The following is an 18,754-nucleotide window of genomic DNA, read 5'->3' as shown; positions in this document are numbered from 1 at the left end:
TGCCCAACAAGTCGACACTTGCAGGACCTTGCCCGTCGAAACTTACCAGTTGTGAAACACAGAAAAAGCATGATGATTTTCATATTGAGTTGTATGTCTTCTTGATTTAGGTTAGTACTTACTAACACGAAAAGGCAAAATCAGAGAAATCTGGTGACGCAAAGCCACGGGTCCTCAATCTAGGATAGCCGGGTTACCGAATGGCGGAAAGAGCAATTAGTCTGTAGGCTCCCGTCTCGGTTGAGAGGGGGGTCTTTTTTATTGCTCCCTGTTGAGGGCAATACCCCAATCCTCATTTGAACAGGGACGATAATCGAATCAAGCAATCAGCTAAATATAGCAACTTAATGACATTCGGGGAAAATTATATGCAATTGACTGAATTCATCAAAGACTTGGAACAACTGGCTTCTTTGCCAGAAATCGTCGTACGCGCCAACGAATTGCTAAATTCACCAACCGCCGGAGTTAAAGAAATAGGCGAAGTTCTTTCCCATGATCCAGTCCTTGCTGCTCGTATTTTGAAATTGGTCAATAGCGCCTTCTATAATTTCCCCTCCCAGATCGATACCATCTCCAGGGCCATTACCATGATTGGAACTATCGAGTTGCGCAACATGATCCTGGCGTCAACAGTCACAAAGAGTTTCAACAAAGTTCCATCTGATTTAATCGATATGGACAGTTTCTGGCGTCACAGCGTTTTCTGTGGACTGACCGCTAAGAAGCTGTCTGAATTCTGCCAGACAGGCAAGGCTGAAACCCTCTTTCTTACCGGGCTTCTACATGATATTGGGAGCCTCATTCTGCTCTTATACTTACCGGAACAAGCACGGAAAATTCTTGAGCGCGTCAAAAAAAGTAAACAGAGTCTCAGCGAAATCGAATGTCAGGTGCTTGGTTTCAGCACAGCGGAACTGGGCTCGGCACTATTGCAAGACTGGCAACTGCCAAAAAATCTCTGGCACCCAATTCGCTTTCAATATTCTCCTGAGGCAGCCCAAGATTACGCCGATGAGGCCCGTGTTTTGAGCCTGGCCCTAATGATTACCGACATTGTCGCGCCTGGCACAAAAACAGACCACTCCTCCAATTTTGATACGTTGGCAGGAACCCGCCTGAAAGGACAAGATTTGAGTATCGAATACCTCAAAATGTTGGCGGAAGTTATTGACCTTGAGTGTTCAGAAGTCTTAGCAATTATTCTTTCGGATTAACTGCCACTCTGCCGTTTTAACTAAACCTCTAAATGAGTGGGACGGCTTTGTCTAGGTGCCTGTCTCATTTATCTACACGCCCGTCTAGACGACCTCGCTTTGATACCTCGGGCCTCTTGCCGCACGTCATCGTAGAAAGCGCTAGTGAAAGCAGATCTGTCCCCAGCAAGTAAAAAATCACCCTCCGTAGAACGTGAACAGCCCATGATTAACAGATCATGGGCTGTTCTTTGAATAGGGTACTTATCAAACATTAACTTACTGGAAGTGGCGATATTCAGAACATGCTCGGTCTGGCCACGGTTAAACCCATATTTCAATATAGAGCAACTTCCGAGACATTTTTTAGCCTGGTCGGCAATTTGGCCAAAAATAGCCTTCAATCTGCGTCCGATAAGTCGATACCTGTAGGAGTCGAGAACTTAGCCGGTCAAAACTTACAGATTTCATGATTGCTCGTATTTATACCCAACCCCATAAATCGAATGAATCAACTCCAGTTCAGGTGCAACGACGGAGATCTTTTTGCGTAGTTTTTTTATGTGGCTGTCGATGGTTCGATCACAGACTATTCGCTGATCGCTGTAGAGTTTGTCCATGAGTTTATCTCGCGAATATATTCGACCTGGCTTGAGTGCCAGGATGCTCAAAAGCTTAAATTCGACTGCAGTCAGATCAAGTTTTTGCCCTTGCAGGGTCGCCTGATAACTTTCTTCGTCAAGGGTTAGGAGTTGTTGAGCCCCCCCTTTGGCTTGCGGCGAGCTGCGCCGTAAAACGGTTTTAACCCGTGCGACCACTTCGCGGGGGCTAAACGGTTTGCAGATATAATCGTCAGCACCCAGTTCCAATCCGAGCAAACGGTCAATTTCTTCAACGCGGGCGGTGACCATGATGATCGGGACATTGGAGAAGCTGCGAATTTCTTTACAGATTTCCAAGCCGTCTTTTCCGGGCAGCATCAGGTCAAGAAGAATCAGCGCAGGCGAGTTATCTTTGACCCAAGGGACAACCTTTAATCCATTTGCCAACCACTCTGTCTGATACCCGGATTGCTGCAAATAGTCGCGATGTAGTTCGGCCAGCCTTTGTTCATCTTCAACGATCAGTATTTTGGTTTTCATCTCGGTGTCCTCAACTCTGCAGTGGAAATTTAATGGTAATTGCCAGTCCGCCATGAGCAGAAGCGCTTGCGCTAATCTCTCCCTGGTGGGCCTCCACAATATTACTGCAAATTGCCAACCCCAATCCGGCTCCACCTGTGTCGCGATTTCGCGATACTTCACCCCGGTAGAGGCGCTCGAACAATTTGGAAATCTGCTCTTCTGGAACACCCGGCAGTGAATCTTCGAAAGAGAATAAGAGGAAGTTTTTATCTGTCTTCATGCTGATGCTCAACTGCCCCGGTGAATCGGTGTAGCGCAAACTGTTTTCCAACACATTGCTGAACAATTGTTGCAACCTGTCTGGGTCGGCCAGAAATGAAAAATTGACATCGATTGGCAATTCGCTACGAAGTCGCAACTTTTTTTCCGCAAAGCGCGGCTCAAACAACTCGACAGTTCCTTTTAGAATCCCAACCGGGTCGGTATTGATTTTTTTGTAGCTAAGGGCGCCGATATCGGACATGGAGAGTTCGTAGAGATCGTTGACCAGACGTCCCAGATGCATGACTTCACTGTGGAGCACATCGAAGGTTTGAGCCCCTGGTTGACGAATTCCATCCTGTAGCGCTTCAATATCTCCCCGCAGTACTGCCAGTGGGGTGCGTAGCTCGTGGGAAATGTCGGCGACCCACTGTTGTCGGGCCTGCTCGTTCTTTTCTAATGTCATTGCCAAACTGTTGAAATCTGCGGAGAGCTGACCCAGTTCATCCTTGCTCATCACCGGGATACGGGTTTTGAAGCGACCGGCGATCAGCTTGCGGGTGCCCCCGGTCAGTTCTTTGATCGGGCGGAGCAGGTGGACTGTCAGCGGATAAGCGAGCAGCAACGAGAGCAGTGCCATCGCCAGAGCAACCAGAGCAAAAGACTCGGTCTGTTGTTCGACAAAAAGCAGGTCACCAGCATCGGAAATTTCTTTGACTGGAACCAGCGCCAGATAGCCGATGGTTTTCCCCTGAAAGACGAGAGGGGTCAGTTGGAGATGTTCAGTCCCCCTCGGTGGGGCAAAAATTTGTTTTTTATCGGCTGAAAACAGGGCAAATCCGGGTGTGAATTTACGCGGGGGAGGCGGCGGCCGAAGGGCAGGTTGCTCCGCGCCTGGACGGGATCGCTCAATTTCTCTGTCAGTGGCTCTGATCAATTGATGCCAGAGCTGCTCATTTCCTTGAAGAAACTGCCATTGCCCATGCCTGCTGTATTGATCGATGAGGCTTGCTGACAGTCGATTGAGTCCTTCAACCTTCTGACTGTTAACGTAGTTGAGAAAACCGCGATCGAAGCTCCACTGCATGAACAGAAACATCCCGCTTGAGACCACTATGCTGGTCAGCAACAGAGTGAAAAAAAGCTTGTACTTAATCTGAAAAGTCATAGGAACCTCTTTGTTTCTTTTTAATTGCAGCGATATACAGAACTAGCTAATCATTTTTTGACTCTTCTGGCGACCATTAAGGCAGAAACAGCATAAGCCTTGAATGTGGAAGAAATATGGAGTGAGCGTAAAAATAATTACCCACCTGAGTAGCAAAATCCTTTTTTCTTCCTTATTTGCTCCTCATTCCAACTCTAGAATGCCTCTATCAAGGAAAGACTTGCCGATTTGTCGATCTGTGATCGGGATTCGCATAACGAGTTCAACGTACGGCATTTGTCACAATTTCAAAAACGGATAAGAGTAATGAATCAAACTACAGTACTTTTGATTTCACATCGCTCAGATATTATTGAAGACGTTAAGTTACGGTTGGAAGAGGACGATATCCGCACCTGTCAGGCCGACTGCTGGGAACGGGCCCAGGCAGTGATTTCTGCCGATTTACCGCAACTGGTTGTCATCGACTCTCCGGGGCCTAGTGTGGTTGGGATTGCCGTCTGTCGCGAAATTCGCTCGTGCTACAAAGGGCTGCTAGTGGTGCTGAGCGATGATGCCGACGAACGAACCCACACCCTCTGCATGAGCATGGGGGCTGACTTGTCTTTCTCCAGCAACCTCAGTTCTCCGCTGCTCACCGCACATATCAAAGCTTTACTGCGGCGTTTCGCACCACCCGAACCGCTAGCGGTGCAAACCTTTGGTCATTTGACGGTTGATGCCAATAAGCGGGATGTGTTTGTCGCCGAGCAACCGGCGCAGCTTTCGACCATCGAGTTCAATCTGTTCTGGGCACTGGTGAAGAAGGCTGGCTGTGTCGTCAGTCGCGATGACATTCATCAATATCTCTACAACTCCTCCTATAACGGCTACGACCGGGGAATAGATAATTACATTTCAAGGATTCGGCACAAAATAGGTGACGATCCGATTATGCCCCGCTACCTGAAAACAGTCCGGGGCGCAGGCTATAAGTTTGTGGCGGCTTTCGAGTGAGTAACAAAACTCCTACCGGAAAGTTACAAACTGTTACATCCGGGTGACAAGATTGCTACAAAATTGTCTGAGCCGCAGGTCGACAATAAATATACAGGAAGACTGTCTGCGACCGGACGTCATGAAGTAACCCAATTTGGGAGGTCAAGATGATCAACAGCGTAAGCATGAGCAGCATGTCGATGATGGGCACCAGCGGTGCGCAGCGACAATCGCCGTCAAGCGACAAAACTGTCTTCGATGTGGCGGATACCAACATGGATGGAATCGTTTCATCCAGTGAGTTGGATGCGCTGACCGCAGGCATCGAGGAAATCACCGGAAACAGTCTTGATGTCGAAGCAGCGCTTTCGACGTACGATGCCGATGGGGATGGCGGCTTAAGTGGCGAAGAACTTTTCGGCCTAATATCCAGCCAGGGCTTCAACCCATCAGGAATGGTTGGTAGCGAAGAGGGTGAATCCGGCATGATGCCGCCACCTCCACCACCGCCCAAACAAGTGAGTTCGGCTTATCAGGCGAACAGTGACGACGACAGCATCAGTCAATTGATTGAGCTGTTAAATGGCAGCAGTGAGAGTGAAGAGGACTATTCTGCGCTGAAGCTGACTGCCTAACAAATCAACATGTATCCGCAACATATTTCAGAAACAGTCTGACGATCTTATTGTCAGTCGATCTTCCTCAACCTGGATCCGGTTACCCGGATTCAGGTTTTTATCTTCAGACCATTAACTCACCCACCTGACTTTTTCATCTCCCAGCTTTTTCCCCATTTCTTCCCTATTTGCTCCTTATTCCATGGCTATTGTGTTGACAAGCAAATCGATAGCGTACGGCACCCAAAAGGAGTTTCAAGATGAAGAAACAGGTATTGAGCACAGCGGTTTTACTTTTGACACTGACTATTTTGCTACCATCCGCCAGCTTTGCCAGTGGTCAAGTCCGCGGCCCCAAAGGGCCACCTTCCGAAGCGATAGAAGCCTGCGAAGGTAAGAGCGCCGGAGACAATGTCGAATTTACCGGCCGTAGAGGTGAAACTCTCGAAGCGACATGCCAAGAGAAAGACGGTCAACTGGCTGCTGTTCCCGACAATAAACCAGAAGGTAGCGATCGCCGCCCACAGGGGCCGCCGCCCGAAGCGATAGAGGCATGTGAAGACAAGAGTGCTGGTGACAGTATCGAATTTATTGACCGTAGAGGTGAAACGCAAGAGGCAACGTGCGAGGAGAAAGACGGTCAACTTGCCGCCGTACCGGTGGGAGGTCGCCGGGGAAAGTAGGCAATCAAGAAAATCCATTCCCAGATGAGTCCCGGGAGAATTTGTTCCTGGGACTCATTTGGAGAACGAAAAGTAGAAGGTCATGGTTATGAATAAACTTTTGCTGTTAAGTCTAGTTGGTTTCATGTTCGTCATCCACATCGGTAATGCGGAGGCTGGAACCACCTCTTCTAACTGCCTGAACAAGACCAGCAACGAAAGTCAATGTAAGGACTGTTGCGACTGTCGTGAGGTCGATGCTGCAACACGGCGGAGTTGCCGGGACGCCTGTGCTGTTCATGAATTCAACCTAAATGCTGATTTCATCAGCGTGGATGCCCAATCAAAGCTCGGACCAGATGGCGACTACTCCGCTGCACTCGAGGCTGGAAATGAGCAGGCATGCAAGGAATATTGTGACGGTTCGGACGATTTGGCCTGTGGAGATCGACACTATTGTCGTGATGCCTGCAACGCAGAACGTTTCACGAATTCAGCTCCAAACAAAACCCGAAAGTCTGACAATAGAGGTCTGCCGCCGGAGATCGTTGCGGCCTGCCAGGGCAAAAATGAACAGGTCACCTGCCAAGTTGGTGAAACATTTACCGGGACCTGTCAACCGCTTCGAAATCAGCTTGCCTGCGTATTGAGTCAGAAAGATGCCCCTACCAATTTGAAGCCGCACTGGGATCGTCTGGATCGGAACCGTGACGGATTTTTGGATGTGAATGAGATCAGAGGCGATAACGAGCCTAAAAACCAGCAAAAACCTGAAGCCTGATATCCTCAGTCAATCTTCCTCGGCTTGAACCCGTCCACCCAATTGGCCCCTTAGTGGCAGATTCAGGTTCTTTGCCGTTTAACGGCAAGGTCATGAATAAGAAAGATAGGACACGAACAATGCGTTTTCGAATTTGGCCCGCAGCTCTCATTATTATCATTGTTTTGGCCTTGCCCTGCCGTGGGAACTGTGAGGTTCAAACAGAGCAGGTTCTTTCGCTCGAACAGGCAGTGCTGATCGCATTAAAAAACAATCCCGGCTTCAGCCTGCAAGTCAATGCACTGGAAACTGCAGAAATTTCTGTCTCCCAGCAACGAGCAGATTTTTACCCGGACTTGAATGTCTCTGTAGCCGGGCAGGATTCTTCTCAAGCTGACTGGTCTCTCTCTACGGAGTTGTCCTCGATGCTGAATCTGTTCAACGGCTTTGCCGACAGTGCCGCGCTGAAAAACGCTGAACTGGAGTTGGATGCTGTGCAGGAAACCCTGACTCGCGAGCAGCAGACCCTGGTCTTTGAGACCTTTTCCAACTTTGTTCAGGTTCTCACCAATCAGGCTTTGATCCTGGTTAAAGATGAAAATCTGCAGGAGAACCGCAAGCTGTTGGAGCAGATCGAAACCTTTCAACAAGCCGGACGGCTTGCGTTAAGCGACCTCTATCAGCAGCAGGTAGAAACTAAACAGGCGCAGCAGGACCTGCTTGAGGCACAGCAGAACCTCAACGACAATAAGTTGCTGCTGATGCAGACCATGGGGCTGGCCCCGATGATCGATTATCGGGCCGCTGCCCCGGATTTTGACAGTCTGTCAACGGTGCTGACAGATGCCGAACTCGAAAGGCTGATGGCCACAGCATTTAATAACCGGGCGGATATCAAGGCCCAACAGCACCAAATTGAAGCCGCCGGGCAGCAGGTTCGTCAGGCCAGGGCCGGACAGTTACCCAAGCTTGATCTCTTTACCAAATTGGCCTCCGGGTATCGCAGTTCGGGAGATGAAGACTTCTCAGAGCAACTGCTGGATGACAGCCTCGATGCAACCGTTGGTATCTCACTGACGATCCCGATCTTTGACCGTCATCTGACGCGCAACGAAATTGCCAAAGCCAAAATAGTGCAGCGTAATGAACAGTTGGCACTTAAGGAGAAACAACTGCAAGTCGGTCTCGAAATAGAACAGGCGATCCAGGCCCGTCGAACAACGCAGCAGCAGATTGAGGTTGTCGACAGCAAGTTAACTTCAGCTCGTCAATCTCTGCAATCCTACGAGGAACGCTATCGGGTCGGGGCCTCGACCCTGGTCGAACTCAGCCAGGCCCGGACCGCTTATGTAACTGCAGCATTTGAGCAGATAGAAGCCAACTACAACCTGGTCAATCAGGAGATAGCGCTCGCTTACTACATTGGTGATATGGAACCGCTTTTTGCAGCATTAAGTCTGGAGAAAAATTGATATGGCAGCACAAGTAAAAAAACTAGGATTCCTCAAAAAAGGGGCGCTGTTGATCGCGATTTCAGCACTGATTGTTATCGCCTGGTTGACTCTGTTTCAGCAGCAATTAACGGCATCGATGCCCCGCTTCAAGTTTACTCAGGTCGAACGAGGCAACTTTGAGATCACGATTTCCAGTACCGGAACCCTGGCTGCAGTGGAGACGGTGGAGATCGGCACCCAGGTTTCCGGAACCATTGAGCAGGTGAAGGTCGATTACAACGATCAGGTCAAAGAAGGGGAGATCTTGGCTGTCCTCGATCAGGACATGTACAATGCCGCACTCAATAACGCCAAAGCAATCGTCCTCAAAGCCGAGGCCGAGTTCAAACAGGCCGAGTCCGAATTCAACAGGAATCAACCCCTGTACGAGAAGGGCTTTATTTCAGAGCAGGAATTCCTGCCCCTGAATACGGCCATGGCTACGGCAAAAGCATCATTGCAGTCTGCCGAAGCCGGTCTACTACAGGCTCGAATCAACCTTGAACATACGGTAATCCGCTCACCGATTAACGGAACGGTTATCGATTGCAGTGTCGATGCCGGACAGACCGTGGCAGCAAGCCTCAGTACCCCGACCCTATTTCTGGTCGCAGAAGATCTGGCGCAGATGCAGATCGAAACCCAGGTCGATGAAACCGATATCGGCCAGATCCGCCAAAAGCAACAGGTGCGTTTCGAGGTGCAAAGCTATCCAGATTTGATTTTCACCGGCACTGTCCGTCAGATCCGCCTGCAGCCGTCAACTGTCGACAACGTTGTCACCTACACGGTGATCGTCGCTGCGAGTAATGAATCGGGGAAGCTGATGCCGGGCATGACGGCAACCGTCGACTTTATCGTCCATCAGGCTGAAAATACCCTGCTGGTGCCGGTTGCCGCACTCAAATTCACACCCGACGCGAATCGCGGGAGCAACGACGGCAGCCAGATTTTCAGCCGGCAGGCCGATGGCCGCTTACGGGCGGTCCAGATCACTGCGGGAGAGAGCGACGGACTGTTGACCGAGGTTGCTGGCGACGAGCTGGCTGCCGGGATGCAGGTTGCCATCGGCATGAAACAGGAGGGGGAAGATGCTGAAGAAGAGGCTTTCTCACTGTTCGGTTTTATGAACCAGGGGCAAAGAGGACCGATGGGTGGCGGGGGCGGCCCGGGGCAGAGGTCCGGAGGCGGTGGAGGGGCGCGACCATGAGCGAAGCACAGATCAATCTCAGCCATATCTGTAAGGTTTTCTCCTTGGGGGATGTCGAGGTCAGGGCTCTGGATGACCTCTCTCTGGAGATAGGCCGGGGCGAGTTTGTCGCCATCATGGGCAGTTCGGGTAGCGGCAAATCGACGCTGATGAACATCCTCGGCTGCCTCGACACCCCGACCAGCGGCAGCTATCGCTTCGAAGGCCTGCCGGTCGACTCCCTGAATCGGCAGCAGCTCGCTGATCTGCGCAATACCAAGATCGGCTTCGTCTTTCAAGGCTTCAACCTGCTGCCACGGACCAGCGCGCTGGAAAATGTCGAGCTGCCGCTGCTCTACGATCGGCATCGTATGGTCGCCAATCCTCAAGCGCGCGCCATTGAAGCGTTGCAGCACGTTGGCCTGGGAGATCGCCTCGACCATGAGCCGAACCAGCTCTCTGGCGGGCAGCAGCAGCGCGTGGCTATCGCTCGTGCGCTGGTTACCGATCCGCCGATTATTTTCGCCGATGAACCGACTGGCAATCTCGACAGTCGCACCACCCTCGATATTCTGGCCTTGTTCCAGAAGCTGAATCGCGACGGTCTGACACTGGTTGTGGTCACCCATGAAACAGAGGTCGCTGAATATGCCGGGCGCCTGATAGAGCTGCGTGACGGTGTGCTGTTGCGCGATGAGATCAATAGGCAGCCACGCGATGCGCGGGCCGATCTGCTAACGCTGGCCGAGGAGGTGTCTGATGAGGTGGCATAAGTTGATCCTGGTCGCCCTGAAGAGTATTGCCCGCAACAAGATGCGCAGCCTGTTGACCATGCTCGGAATTATCATCGGTGTTGCCTCGGTGATCACCATGGTTGCTCTGGGGGAAGGCTCGCAGAAGGATATCGAAGGGGAGGTTGCCTCCTTAGGAACCAATCTGTTGATGGTGCGGCCGGGCAGCATAGATACGGGCGGCGTGCGCGGTGGCGCCGGTTCGCGGGCGAGCTTGACGATGAAGGATGTCGCCCGGTTAGAGAAAAACGCGACGCAGTTGCGCTGGGTCTCTGCCGAGGTTCGCGCCAGCGGGCAGGTGATCGCCGGAAACAACAATTGGAACACGACGATCACCGGTGTTTCGCCTGATTATCTGGCGATCCGCAATTACGAGATTGAAAGCGGAACCTTCTTCACGGCCCGGGATAGTAAGACGCGGGCCAAGGTCGCGGTGCTGGGCAAGACGGTCGCCGATGAACTTTTTCCCGATAGCGATCCCATCGGTGAGCGGTTGCGCATTCGTAATGTGCCCTTTAAGGTGATCGGCGTGATGGCCGAAAAGGGGCAATCATCCATGGGCAACGATCAGGACGATATTATCTTTGCTCCCGACAACACGGTGCTGTACCGTCTGGGTGACGGCAAGACGATTCGTGATATATCCGCAAGTGCCATCAGCTCCGAAGCGATGGACGCGGCCAAGGAGGAGTTGACGACCCTGCTGCGCTCTGAACACCGACTGGCCGCCGATGCTGAGGATGATTTCATCATCCGCGATCAGACCGAGATTGTCGAAATCGCCACCCGGGTCACCGGCACCTTGACCCTGCTGCTCAGTTCCATCGCCGGGGTTTCCCTGCTGGTCGGCGGTATCGGGATCATGAATATCATGCTGGTTTCGGTGACCGAACGCACCCGTGAGATCGGGATTCGCCTTGCCATCGGTGCGCGGCCCTTCGATATCCTCGCACAGTTTCTCACCGAGGCAGCTATCCTCAGCCTGATCGGCGGGCTCCTTGGGATCCTCGGTGGGCTGAGTGCCGCCTGGGCGGTTGGGACAGTACTCGGTGTCAGTGCAACCATCAATCCTGCCGTTGTCCTGGTAACTGTGTTTTTTACCGGCGCAGTTGGGATCTTCTTCGGTTATTATCCGGCGCGCAAAGCAGCTAACCTCAATCCGATCGACGCATTGCGCTATGAATAAAAGCGACCAAGGAGGAAGGCAGTTGACATTCAGATCGTTGACCTTGGTGTCTTTTAACTTTTTGGTAAAAGCTATCTGCATACCAAGGGCAAGTAGCTGATCCCCCTCTGCAGCAGAGCCGATTTTAGAGTTATAAGGGGCATTTAGTAGAAGACCTCAGGGAATCCATCTACACTTTTGAAAAGTGTAGAATACGAAGCGCTCGACACCCAATATCCTCTATTTAGAAAGGAAAAAAACTTTCCTATAATTTACCCCTTAAAACACGCGAATCGCCCACGGATACCATATTGTGGGCGATTCTTGCTTTGCTGCACATATCAGACACCGGAATCAAACCGGTCAAAACTTACCAGTTGTGAAAAATCCGCCTAGCCATGGATATAAAAAAAACAAGCCCCGCCAGAAATGGACGGGGCTTGTCAACGATCTGCTGAAAAAATCAGTAACTACTAACGGCTGAAGCTGTGGCAATCTGCGCAGGTGGCCCCTTTTTCATTCACATGTTTGTCGTGATGAGCAGTGAATTCCTCCCAGTCTCCGTACGCCCATTCATTTGCCTTTGAACTTTCGTGACAGGCGGTCGCGCAGGTCGATTTTGGCCGCACCGGGGCATATCCAAGTGAGCCTTGCAGGTCAATCCGGGTGGTCTTCAGGTGACAATCGGCACACTGCAACGCTTGCCCTTTGGGGCTGACCTGATGGTTCAACAGCTGATAGGTATCAGTCAGCACCCACTCGTAGGCGTCGTCGGCACTGTAGCCCATGTTCACGAGTCCCGATTTTGCTGCCGCATCGCCATCAGCGGTGGCAAAAAAGACACTGGTATCCAGGGCGATAAGTTCCTGACTGTTAGAACGCAGCGGATAGTCAGAGGTTTTGTACTTGAACGGATAGAGCTTTCCGTCATTGACGTTTCCCTGCGGGCGGGAGGTCGCGTAGGCACCGGTTTCAGGGTCAACTTTGGCCACGTCACCCAGCAGGTAGTTGGTGCTGAAGCGGTTCCAGAACTTGTATTTCGGTATGACATTGTTGGCCTTGGTCAGCACCGGATGCAAGGGGGGCGCTGTGTGCTCTGTGCCTGCTTGCCAGCTGCGGTTCAACTCGGTGGCTTCATCCGCTTCGGTGTCGTTGGCATTTTTCGCATAGACCGGGATATGGCAGGTCTGGCAGGCCACAGTCGCCGTATGCTGGTTGATATCGGAGTTGGAATGCGGCTTGCTGCCGTGGCAATTGGAACAGTCTACCTGAACATCTAAATCAGTCGGCCTCAGATCGGAGCCCTTGCCGGCGACGTGATGATTCTCGGTCACATGGCAGTTCTGGCAAGCCAGGTTGGCACCGGTGGTTGCCATATGGACATCATAATTGCGATCGGTCGTATTGACGGTCGCCAGGGCCAAGTCGCCGCGTTTGACGGCATCTCCGCCGCCAGCCTTGGCATGGCAGCCGAGACAGTTGGCCCGTTCCGGTAGGTGCACGGTCTGCACCGCACGATCCATGCTGATCGCCATTTTAGCCGTATCGGGGACCATGACGCCGGCCACTTTGATGCGCTTATACTCTTTCTGGTGGCAGAGCAGGCAATCAATATTTTCAAGTTGGCTTTCCGACAAAGTCTCTTCGGGGAGCAGGCCGCGGCCGACATGACAGGATGAGCAGCCGTTCCAGTTGCCGCTGACATTGCCGCAATAGGTGTTAACCGCGCCTGAGATCTTGCCTTGCGTTGGCTGGTCTTGATTGGTCATGTAAAGCGGATCACCCTGCCATTGATAGTGGGTCGAAGCGAACATGTCGCTGGCCTCAACGCGATGGCAGCTGACGCACATTTCCGGGCCCATATAGGTCAATCCTTCGTGGCCGCCGGTTGGTGGGGCTGACGAGCAACCGTCATCCACGACCCCATCGCAGTTTTGATCTATTCCATCGCCACAGATCTCGACAGCACCTGGATAGACACTGGCATCCCGATCGTTACAATCCTGTCGACTGTTGGAGCCGTCATGATCCCTGTCTCGGGCTGCCGCAACGGGGAGGACGCCGACACAACAGACAACAAACAACACGGTTAAGCTGAAGGCAATACTTTTCATTTTTTGTTGCTCCTTTCCTTGGTCCATAGGGTAGCGAATTGCCACCCTCGTTAAAGTTGAAAACTCTCAAGTGGTCTTAAATTGGAAAACTTTGGTAACGGCAGAAAAGTCCTGAATTACGGACAAAAAAAACCAGGTTGCCGTATATCAAAAAGATATTTCGGCAACCTGGCTGTCTGCGTGAGACCCTGTAGGTTTTCCGCCCCACCCTCGCGAGTGGTTAAGTATTGTCGGTTATCCTATTATTTAAAATTCAAATTACTATATAGGCTGAAAAGTGCATAGAAGACAAATGTTTTAATATTTATGCCAACCGAGTATCCCTATGTGCCAGGACTTCCTGGGGTTGACCTGACTGGTATCATAGTCTGACTGGTTGAGAAGTTGTGTTGCAGGTATGGGTGAGGCCGTCAGATGGGTTCTTAAGGGCATAAATGGTTAACCTTCATACGCCTTCCCTTTGAAATTTTGTAAATCAGTAAACAACAAAACAGCCTCTTCAGAAATGGCAGGTCCGTATCTGCAGACTTTGTCGTCAGCATGCGGCACAATAGCGGCCACTCCAACCATTCCCGCAGTCCTACACAACATATGTGGCGTACACAATCATCAACTCTTAGCAGTTGCGGAAGAGACCAGAGTTATCGGCGAGTCCTTTCAATTTATTTCACAAATATCCTGTTAAAAATGGATTCCCTATATATATGCGGTCTGTATGTCTGCGAAGTCACCTGTTTAAATACGCAAAACACCCACGACTACCTTATCGTGGGCGTTTCTTTGAATAGGGTACTTATCAAACACTAACTTACTGGAAGTGGCGATATTTACGACAAGGCCGATCTGGCCAGTTCCGACCCCAAGATTCAATGCGGAGCAACTTCTGAAACGTTTTCGGATGGTCGGTAAATTGGGACAAGAATAACCTTCAATCTACGTTCGATAAGTCGACACTTATCGGACTTGACCGGCCCAAACTTACTAATTTTGCAAGCGGAACGGGGGCGCTTAAATTTTCTTGTCAAAAGAAAAGTCTGATTTATGACAAACCAAATCGGCGTGATTTATCCAAGGTTGAGTTAATGTTTTGCAGCCTGCTGTGGGGAAATTGATTGCTCTTGCGTAAGCACTTTATTCTTACAATGTTGGTTGAGACTAAATAGATGCACTAAAATATTTCCTCTGTAGCCAGAAAGACACATTGACCAGCCCGATCAAGGCCGGCACTTCGACCAATGGACCGATAACGGCGGTGAAAGCAACTGCGGAATCGAGCCCGAAAACTGCAACGGAAACGGCAATCGCCAACTCGAAATTGTTCCCGGAAGCGGTGAAGGCAACGGTGGCGGTTTGGGAGTAATCGGCACCGACCTTGACTCCCATCCAGAAACTGACCAGGAACATCACGACAAAGTAAATAAGTAGTGGGATGGCAATCCGCACCACGTCCATCGGAATCGAAACGATCAGTTCCCCTTTGAGGCTGAACATGACAACGATAGTAAAGAGCAACGAGATCAGGGTAATTGGACTGATTTTTGGAATAAAGACCTGCTCGTACCAGTCGCGCCCCTTCGCCTTCAGCAGCACGAAGCGGGTCAGCATTCCGGCAACAAATGGGAGACCCAGATAGATGGCGACACTCTCGGCGATCTGGCCGATGCTGACCTCAACTACCGCTCCCTGCAAGCCGAACAACGGCGGCAGTACAGTAACGAATAGCCAGGCGTAGACCGAGTAGAAGAACACCTGAAAGACCGAGTTAAAAGCGACCAGCCCGGCGCAGTATTCGTTGTTCCCTTTGGCCAGTTCGTTCCAGACGATAACCATAGCAATACAGCGGGCCAGGCCGATCATGATCAGGCCGACCATGTATTCGGGGTAGTTGCCGAGAAAGACAATGGCGAGGATGAACATTAATACCGGGCCGATGACCCAGTTCTGCAGTAACGAGATACCGAGGATTTTTTTTATTCTGAAAAACTTCACCTAATTCTTCGTAGCGGACCTTGGCCAGCGGTGGGTACATCATCAGAATCAGGCCGATGGCAATAGGAATGTTGGTGGTACCGACAGAAAAGGCATTGACCACATCCTTAACCGCTGGAAAGAGCCAGCCGGTCCCAACGCCGATGAACATGGCGAGAAAGATCCACAGGGTCAGGTAACGGTCGAGAAACGAGAGTTTTTTCGTCAGTCCATGCTTCACTTGTCATCCTCCTTGGTTTATCGGTAAATCAACATCTCGCCTGCTGGCCACGGGGCAGCAATAAGGAAATTCCACCAGCGATCAGAACAAAAGCCGCCGACACCCAGAGGCAACCGGCCAATCCGGCGAACTGGAAGACGATTCCCGACAGCAGAGTGCCGACCAGCCGCCCGGCGGCGTTGGCCATGTAGTAGAAGCCGACGTTGAGCGCGACATCATCTTGCTCGGTGTAGGCGAGGATCAGGTAGGAGTGCACCGAGGAGTTGACGGCGAAGATCAGCCCGAACAGCGCCAGTCCGGCAACGACTGTCACCCAGGGAGAAAGTTCGAGTACTACACCGATGGCGATGAGTGCCGTTAATCCGGCTAGTGCAAAGGCACCGGCGCTGGCGGTGCCGCCACGCGGGGTGCCATCACCGAGGACGCTTTTCAGCAACTTGGGGGCCAGGGCCTGTACGCCGCCATAGCCGATCACCCAGAGAGCGAGAAAGCCGCCGACCTGGGTATGGTTCCAGCCGAGGCTTGCAGAGAGGAACACTGGCAGCCCAACCACGAACCAGATATCCCGCGAGCCGAACAGGAACAGCCGTGCAGCTGAAAGCAGGTTGATATCGCGACTCTTCGAAAGAATGGCGCTGAACTTGGTTTTCTTTTTCGCCATGCCGATTTCATGCGGCAACGAGATCAGTGTTGCCAGCAGTACCAGCGCCAACCCTGCGGCCAACAACCAAAGAGCATAGCGGAAACCGATTGTCGCCAGCAGTAGGCCGCCGAGGAAGAAACCAATCCCCTTAAGGGCGTTCTTCGAGCCGGTCAGCACCGCCACCCACTTGAACAGGGCGCTGTCGGCCCCGTCAGGCACCAATACCTTGATGGCACTTTTGCTGCTCATCTTGGTCAGATCCTTGGCGATCCCCGAAAGAGCCTGCAGGCCCATCACATAGCAGACCGAAAGCAGCATCGGCCAGCCAGAATCAAGCATTCCCAACGCACCTAGTGCGACCACCTGCAACGTCAACCCGGCGAACAGGGTGACCTTCAGTCCCAGCTGAGAACCGATCCAGCCACCAATCAGGTTAGTCACCACACCGAAGAATTCGTAGAGCAGAAACAGAAAGGCAATTTGTACTGCGCTGTAGCCCAAGTCGTGAAAGTGCAGGAGCACCAGCATGCGCAGAGCGCCATCGGTGAGGGTGAAGCCCCAGTAAGCACCGGTGACCAGTGCATAGTTGCGCAGATCGGTCATGCCAGGCTCAGTGCTACCTTCTTGCAAAGCTCCATCATCCGGTTGGCGTAGCCCATTTCGTTGTCATACCAGATAAATACTTTGAGCTGCTTGCCGTCGACCACCATGGTACTGGGTGCGTCGACGATCGCCGAGCGGGGGTCACTTTTGAAGTCGATGGAGACCAGCGGGCGCTCTTCGATGCCAAGTATGCCCTGCAGGTAGGAATCAGCAGCTTCGTGAAACAGTTGATTTACTTCCTGTACAGTCACCTCGCGCTGCATTTCGAACACGGCGTCGGTGAGTGAGCCGGTCAGCAGCGGTACGCGGATAGCATGACCATTCAGCTTGCCCTTCAGCTCAGGGTAAATAAGGGTAATGGCCGTAGCGCTACCGGTTGTCGTTGGAATCAGTGACATACTCGCCGCCCGTGCCCGGCGCAGATCCTTGTGCGGAGCGTCGATCACCACTTGCGTGTTAGTGGCATCGTGGATAGTCGTGATCACACCATGTTCGATACCGATCTTTTCGTGCAGCACCTTTACCACTGGAGCCAGGCAGTTGGTGGTGCAGCTGGCAGCAGTCAGCAGGTGGTGTTCAGTCGGATCGTAGAGGTGATCGTTGACTCCCATGACGATATTCAAGGCTCCCTCTTTGACCGGAGCGGCAACGATTACCTTCTTTACTCCACAGTCATAGTAGGGCTGCAACAGTTTGGTTGTGCGGAACTTCCCCGATGATTCGATGACGATGTCAACTCCCAGTTCATTCCAAGGAACATCGCCAGGATTCTTGTACTCACTGAAGCTGATACTCTTGCCATCGATTGATAGCGATCGATCATAGAATTGGATCTGACGATCCCAGCGACCATGCACCGAATCAAATTCAAGTAGATGAGCAGCGCACTCGATGCCTCCATTGATTTCGTTGATATGAACAATTTCTAACTCCGGCCAATCCCAGGCAGCGCGTAGTGCCAGACGTCCCATGCGACCGAAGCCGTTGATGCCAACTTTTATACTCATCATTAATTGTCCTTTTCGACAAAGAGGTCTTTCATCTTTTAAAGAGAAGATTAAAACCTTCTCTTCTTTATGCCTTTAAACTATGGTATCCGCATAAGCGGATTAAAGTTGAACAAAAAAAATCAGCAGCAGCGTGATTCTTCTTTTTCGGTTAGGTACTGACTCAATTCGGTTAAATCGCTTTCCGCCTGCTGTTGCCTTAATAACTGCGCGAGTAGATTTTGCCAGGATTTCTGCTGCAGAATCGGAAGTTGCCCTTCCAGGCGGTAATACATCCAGACCCCTTCCCGTCGGCCAATTAACAGACCGGCGTTACGCAAGTAGGCAAGATGGCGAGATACTGTGGATTGTGGCAATTGTAAAACTGCCATCAGGTCGCAGACACACAACTCTCCATGTGTCAGCAGAGCCAAGATCCGCAGGCGGGTTTCGTCAGACAGAGCCTTGAATGTTTGAGCAAGTTTCTTCATACCTGCCACCATATCCGCATAGGCGGATTAAAGTCAAGATAGGATCATATCCTTATGAGCTACATACGTGCTGTCCTTCAATTGTTGTTATTCATAGTTTTTTCCTACACCTTGACTCCCTTTGTTTTTGCTGAAGAAAAAGCGATTATTCATTTCGGGATCATTCCCCGTTACAATCCGATGATCATGTATCAGAATTATCAACCGATCATGGATTATCTGACACAAACAACCCCCTATCGTTTCGAGCTCAAACTAGCCAGTAGCTACCCCAAGTTGTAGAACATCTGCGGACAGGAGTGAC

16 protein-coding genes, 1 pseudogene and 2 riboswitches are annotated in these 18,754 nt (G+C 51.4%); of the genes and pseudogenes, 10 read left to right on the top strand and 7 right to left on the bottom strand.

All coding sequences use genetic code 11. The annotated features are described in order from the left end of the window. Positions 1 to 123: 123 nt before the first annotated feature. Positions 124 to 201, top strand: a riboswitch (cyclic di-GMP riboswitch). A gap of 167 nt (positions 202 to 368) precedes the next feature. Next, positions 369 to 1,217 (top strand): HDOD domain-containing protein, encoded by an 849-nt coding sequence (locus tag ACZ5PT_RS15930; RefSeq protein ID WP_464264012.1) that lies wholly within the window; start codon positions 369 to 371, stop codon positions 1,215 to 1,217. 446 nt (positions 1,218 to 1,663) lie between these two features. Here ACZ5PT_RS15930 and ACZ5PT_RS15925 read toward each other — a convergent pair whose 3' ends face one another. Further along, positions 1,664 to 2,338 (bottom strand): response regulator, encoded by a 675-nt coding sequence (locus tag ACZ5PT_RS15925; RefSeq protein WP_464264011.1) that lies wholly within the window; start codon positions 2,336 to 2,338, stop codon positions 1,664 to 1,666. Positions 2,339 to 2,348: 10 nt separating this feature from the next. After that, positions 2,349 to 3,749 carry an ATP-binding protein gene (locus ACZ5PT_RS15920; protein ID WP_464264010.1) on the bottom strand — a complete coding sequence of 467 codons (1,401 nt, stop codon included), beginning with the start codon at positions 3,747 to 3,749 and terminating at the stop codon, positions 2,349 to 2,351. Positions 3,750 to 4,055: 306 nt separating this feature from the next. Between ACZ5PT_RS15920 and ACZ5PT_RS15915 the strand changes: the two genes are divergently transcribed. The 8 genes from ACZ5PT_RS15915 to ACZ5PT_RS15880 all read left to right on the top strand — a co-directional run bounded on the left by ACZ5PT_RS15915 (position 4,056) and on the right by ACZ5PT_RS15880 (position 11,425). Further along, positions 4,056 to 4,745 (top strand): winged helix-turn-helix domain-containing protein, encoded by a 690-nt coding sequence (locus ACZ5PT_RS15915; RefSeq protein WP_464264009.1) that lies wholly within the window; start codon positions 4,056 to 4,058, stop codon positions 4,743 to 4,745. A gap of 149 nt (positions 4,746 to 4,894) precedes the next feature. Then, positions 4,895 to 5,362 carry an EF-hand domain-containing protein gene (locus tag ACZ5PT_RS15910; protein ID WP_464264008.1) on the top strand — a complete coding sequence of 156 codons (468 nt, stop codon included), beginning with the start codon at positions 4,895 to 4,897 and terminating at the stop codon, positions 5,360 to 5,362. Positions 5,363 to 5,604: 242 nt separating this feature from the next. Further along, complete coding sequence (locus ACZ5PT_RS15905) at positions 5,605 to 6,027, top strand: hypothetical protein (RefSeq protein ID WP_464264007.1); 423 nt, start codon at positions 5,605 to 5,607, stop codon at positions 6,025 to 6,027. 88 nt (positions 6,028 to 6,115) lie between these two features. After that, complete coding sequence (locus ACZ5PT_RS15900) at positions 6,116 to 6,787, top strand: hypothetical protein (protein WP_464264006.1); 672 nt, start codon at positions 6,116 to 6,118, stop codon at positions 6,785 to 6,787. A 119-nt stretch (positions 6,788 to 6,906) separates the two neighbouring features. Further along, positions 6,907 to 8,238: a TolC family protein gene (locus ACZ5PT_RS15895; RefSeq protein WP_464264005.1), complete on the top strand. Its 1,332-nt coding sequence runs from the start codon at positions 6,907 to 6,909 to the stop codon at positions 8,236 to 8,238. Between the two features lies 1 nt (position 8,239). Next, positions 8,240 to 9,469: an efflux RND transporter periplasmic adaptor subunit gene (locus ACZ5PT_RS15890; protein WP_464264004.1), complete on the top strand. Its 1,230-nt coding sequence runs from the start codon at positions 8,240 to 8,242 to the stop codon at positions 9,467 to 9,469. Continuing rightward, positions 9,466 to 10,221 (top strand): ABC transporter ATP-binding protein, encoded by a 756-nt coding sequence (locus ACZ5PT_RS15885; protein WP_464264003.1) that lies wholly within the window; start codon positions 9,466 to 9,468, stop codon positions 10,219 to 10,221. The genes ACZ5PT_RS15890 and ACZ5PT_RS15885 overlap by 4 nt, the downstream gene beginning before the upstream one ends. After that, a complete protein-coding gene (locus ACZ5PT_RS15880; protein WP_464264002.1) occupies positions 10,208 to 11,425 on the top strand; it encodes an ABC transporter permease in 1,218 nt (405 codons plus the stop codon). The genes ACZ5PT_RS15885 and ACZ5PT_RS15880 overlap by 14 nt, the downstream gene beginning before the upstream one ends. A gap of 452 nt (positions 11,426 to 11,877) precedes the next feature. Here ACZ5PT_RS15880 and ACZ5PT_RS15875 read toward each other — a convergent pair whose 3' ends face one another. The 5 genes and pseudogenes from ACZ5PT_RS15875 to ACZ5PT_RS15855 all read right to left on the bottom strand — a co-directional run bounded on the left by ACZ5PT_RS15875 (position 11,878) and on the right by ACZ5PT_RS15855 (position 18,450). Beyond that, positions 11,878 to 13,518 (bottom strand): MopE-related protein, encoded by a 1,641-nt coding sequence (locus tag ACZ5PT_RS15875; RefSeq protein WP_464264001.1) that lies wholly within the window; start codon positions 13,516 to 13,518, stop codon positions 11,878 to 11,880. Between the two features lie 159 nt (positions 13,519 to 13,677). Beyond that, positions 13,678 to 13,754: riboswitch (cyclic di-GMP riboswitch) on the bottom strand. A gap of 919 nt (positions 13,755 to 14,673) precedes the next feature. Next, positions 14,674 to 15,727: pseudogene (gene arsB / locus ACZ5PT_RS15870) on the bottom strand (ACR3 family arsenite efflux transporter). A 28-nt stretch (positions 15,728 to 15,755) separates the two neighbouring features. Continuing rightward, a complete protein-coding gene (gene arsJ / locus ACZ5PT_RS15865; protein WP_464264000.1) occupies positions 15,756 to 16,973 on the bottom strand; it encodes an organoarsenical effux MFS transporter ArsJ in 1,218 nt (405 codons plus the stop codon). Then, positions 16,970 to 17,980: an ArsJ-associated glyceraldehyde-3-phosphate dehydrogenase gene (locus ACZ5PT_RS15860; protein ID WP_464263999.1), complete on the bottom strand. Its 1,011-nt coding sequence runs from the start codon at positions 17,978 to 17,980 to the stop codon at positions 16,970 to 16,972. Before ACZ5PT_RS15860 ends, arsJ begins: the two co-directional genes overlap by 4 nt. Before the next feature lie 122 nt (positions 17,981 to 18,102). Then, complete coding sequence (locus ACZ5PT_RS15855; protein WP_464263998.1) at positions 18,103 to 18,450, bottom strand: ArsR/SmtB family transcription factor; 348 nt, start codon at positions 18,448 to 18,450, stop codon at positions 18,103 to 18,105. A gap of 54 nt (positions 18,451 to 18,504) precedes the next feature. Here ACZ5PT_RS15855 and ACZ5PT_RS15850 point away from each other — a divergent pair, with 54 nt between their 5' ends. After that, positions 18,505 to 18,732: a PhnD/SsuA/transferrin family substrate-binding protein gene (locus ACZ5PT_RS15850; protein WP_464263997.1), complete on the top strand. Its 228-nt coding sequence runs from the start codon at positions 18,505 to 18,507 to the stop codon at positions 18,730 to 18,732. The last annotated feature ends 22 nt before the right edge of the window (positions 18,733 to 18,754 follow it).

It is taken from the genome of Desulfuromusa ferrireducens (assembly GCF_055389805.1).
Note: the sequence above shows the minus strand (reverse complement) of the source record. Positions and strands in the feature narration are given on the sequence as shown.

Excerpts from the sequence above, each read along its gene's own strand:
- arsJ (WP_464264000.1), bottom strand. The coding sequence starts at position 16,973 with ATGACCGATCTGCGCAACTATGCACTGGTCACCGGTGCTTACTGGGGC.
- ACZ5PT_RS15905 (WP_464264007.1), top strand. The coding sequence starts at position 5,605 with ATGAAGAAACAGGTATTGAGCACAGCGGTTTTACTTTTGACACTGACT.
- ACZ5PT_RS15880 (WP_464264002.1), top strand. The coding sequence starts at position 10,208 with ATGAGGTGGCATAAGTTGATCCTGGTCGCCCTGAAGAGTATTGCCCGC.
- ACZ5PT_RS15925 (WP_464264011.1), bottom strand. The coding sequence starts at position 2,338 with ATGAAAACCAAAATACTGATCGTTGAAGATGAACAAAGGCTGGCCGAA.
- ACZ5PT_RS15895 (WP_464264005.1), top strand. The coding sequence starts at position 6,907 with ATGCGTTTTCGAATTTGGCCCGCAGCTCTCATTATTATCATTGTTTTG.
- ACZ5PT_RS15885 (WP_464264003.1), top strand. The coding sequence starts at position 9,466 with ATGAGCGAAGCACAGATCAATCTCAGCCATATCTGTAAGGTTTTCTCC.
- ACZ5PT_RS15930 (WP_464264012.1), top strand. The coding sequence starts at position 369 with ATGCAATTGACTGAATTCATCAAAGACTTGGAACAACTGGCTTCTTTG.
- ACZ5PT_RS15850 (WP_464263997.1), top strand. The coding sequence starts at position 18,505 with ATGAGCTACATACGTGCTGTCCTTCAATTGTTGTTATTCATAGTTTTT.
- ACZ5PT_RS15875 (WP_464264001.1), bottom strand. The coding sequence starts at position 13,518 with ATGAAAAGTATTGCCTTCAGCTTAACCGTGTTGTTTGTTGTCTGTTGT.
- ACZ5PT_RS15855 (WP_464263998.1), bottom strand. The coding sequence starts at position 18,450 with ATGAAGAAACTTGCTCAAACATTCAAGGCTCTGTCTGACGAAACCCGC.
- ACZ5PT_RS15915 (WP_464264009.1), top strand. The coding sequence starts at position 4,056 with ATGAATCAAACTACAGTACTTTTGATTTCACATCGCTCAGATATTATT.
- ACZ5PT_RS15890 (WP_464264004.1), top strand. The coding sequence starts at position 8,240 with ATGGCAGCACAAGTAAAAAAACTAGGATTCCTCAAAAAAGGGGCGCTG.
- ACZ5PT_RS15910 (WP_464264008.1), top strand. The coding sequence starts at position 4,895 with ATGATCAACAGCGTAAGCATGAGCAGCATGTCGATGATGGGCACCAGC.
- ACZ5PT_RS15920 (WP_464264010.1), bottom strand. The coding sequence starts at position 3,749 with ATGACTTTTCAGATTAAGTACAAGCTTTTTTTCACTCTGTTGCTGACC.
- ACZ5PT_RS15860 (WP_464263999.1), bottom strand. The coding sequence starts at position 17,980 with ATGAGTATAAAAGTTGGCATCAACGGCTTCGGTCGCATGGGACGTCTG.
- ACZ5PT_RS15900 (WP_464264006.1), top strand. The coding sequence starts at position 6,116 with ATGAATAAACTTTTGCTGTTAAGTCTAGTTGGTTTCATGTTCGTCATC.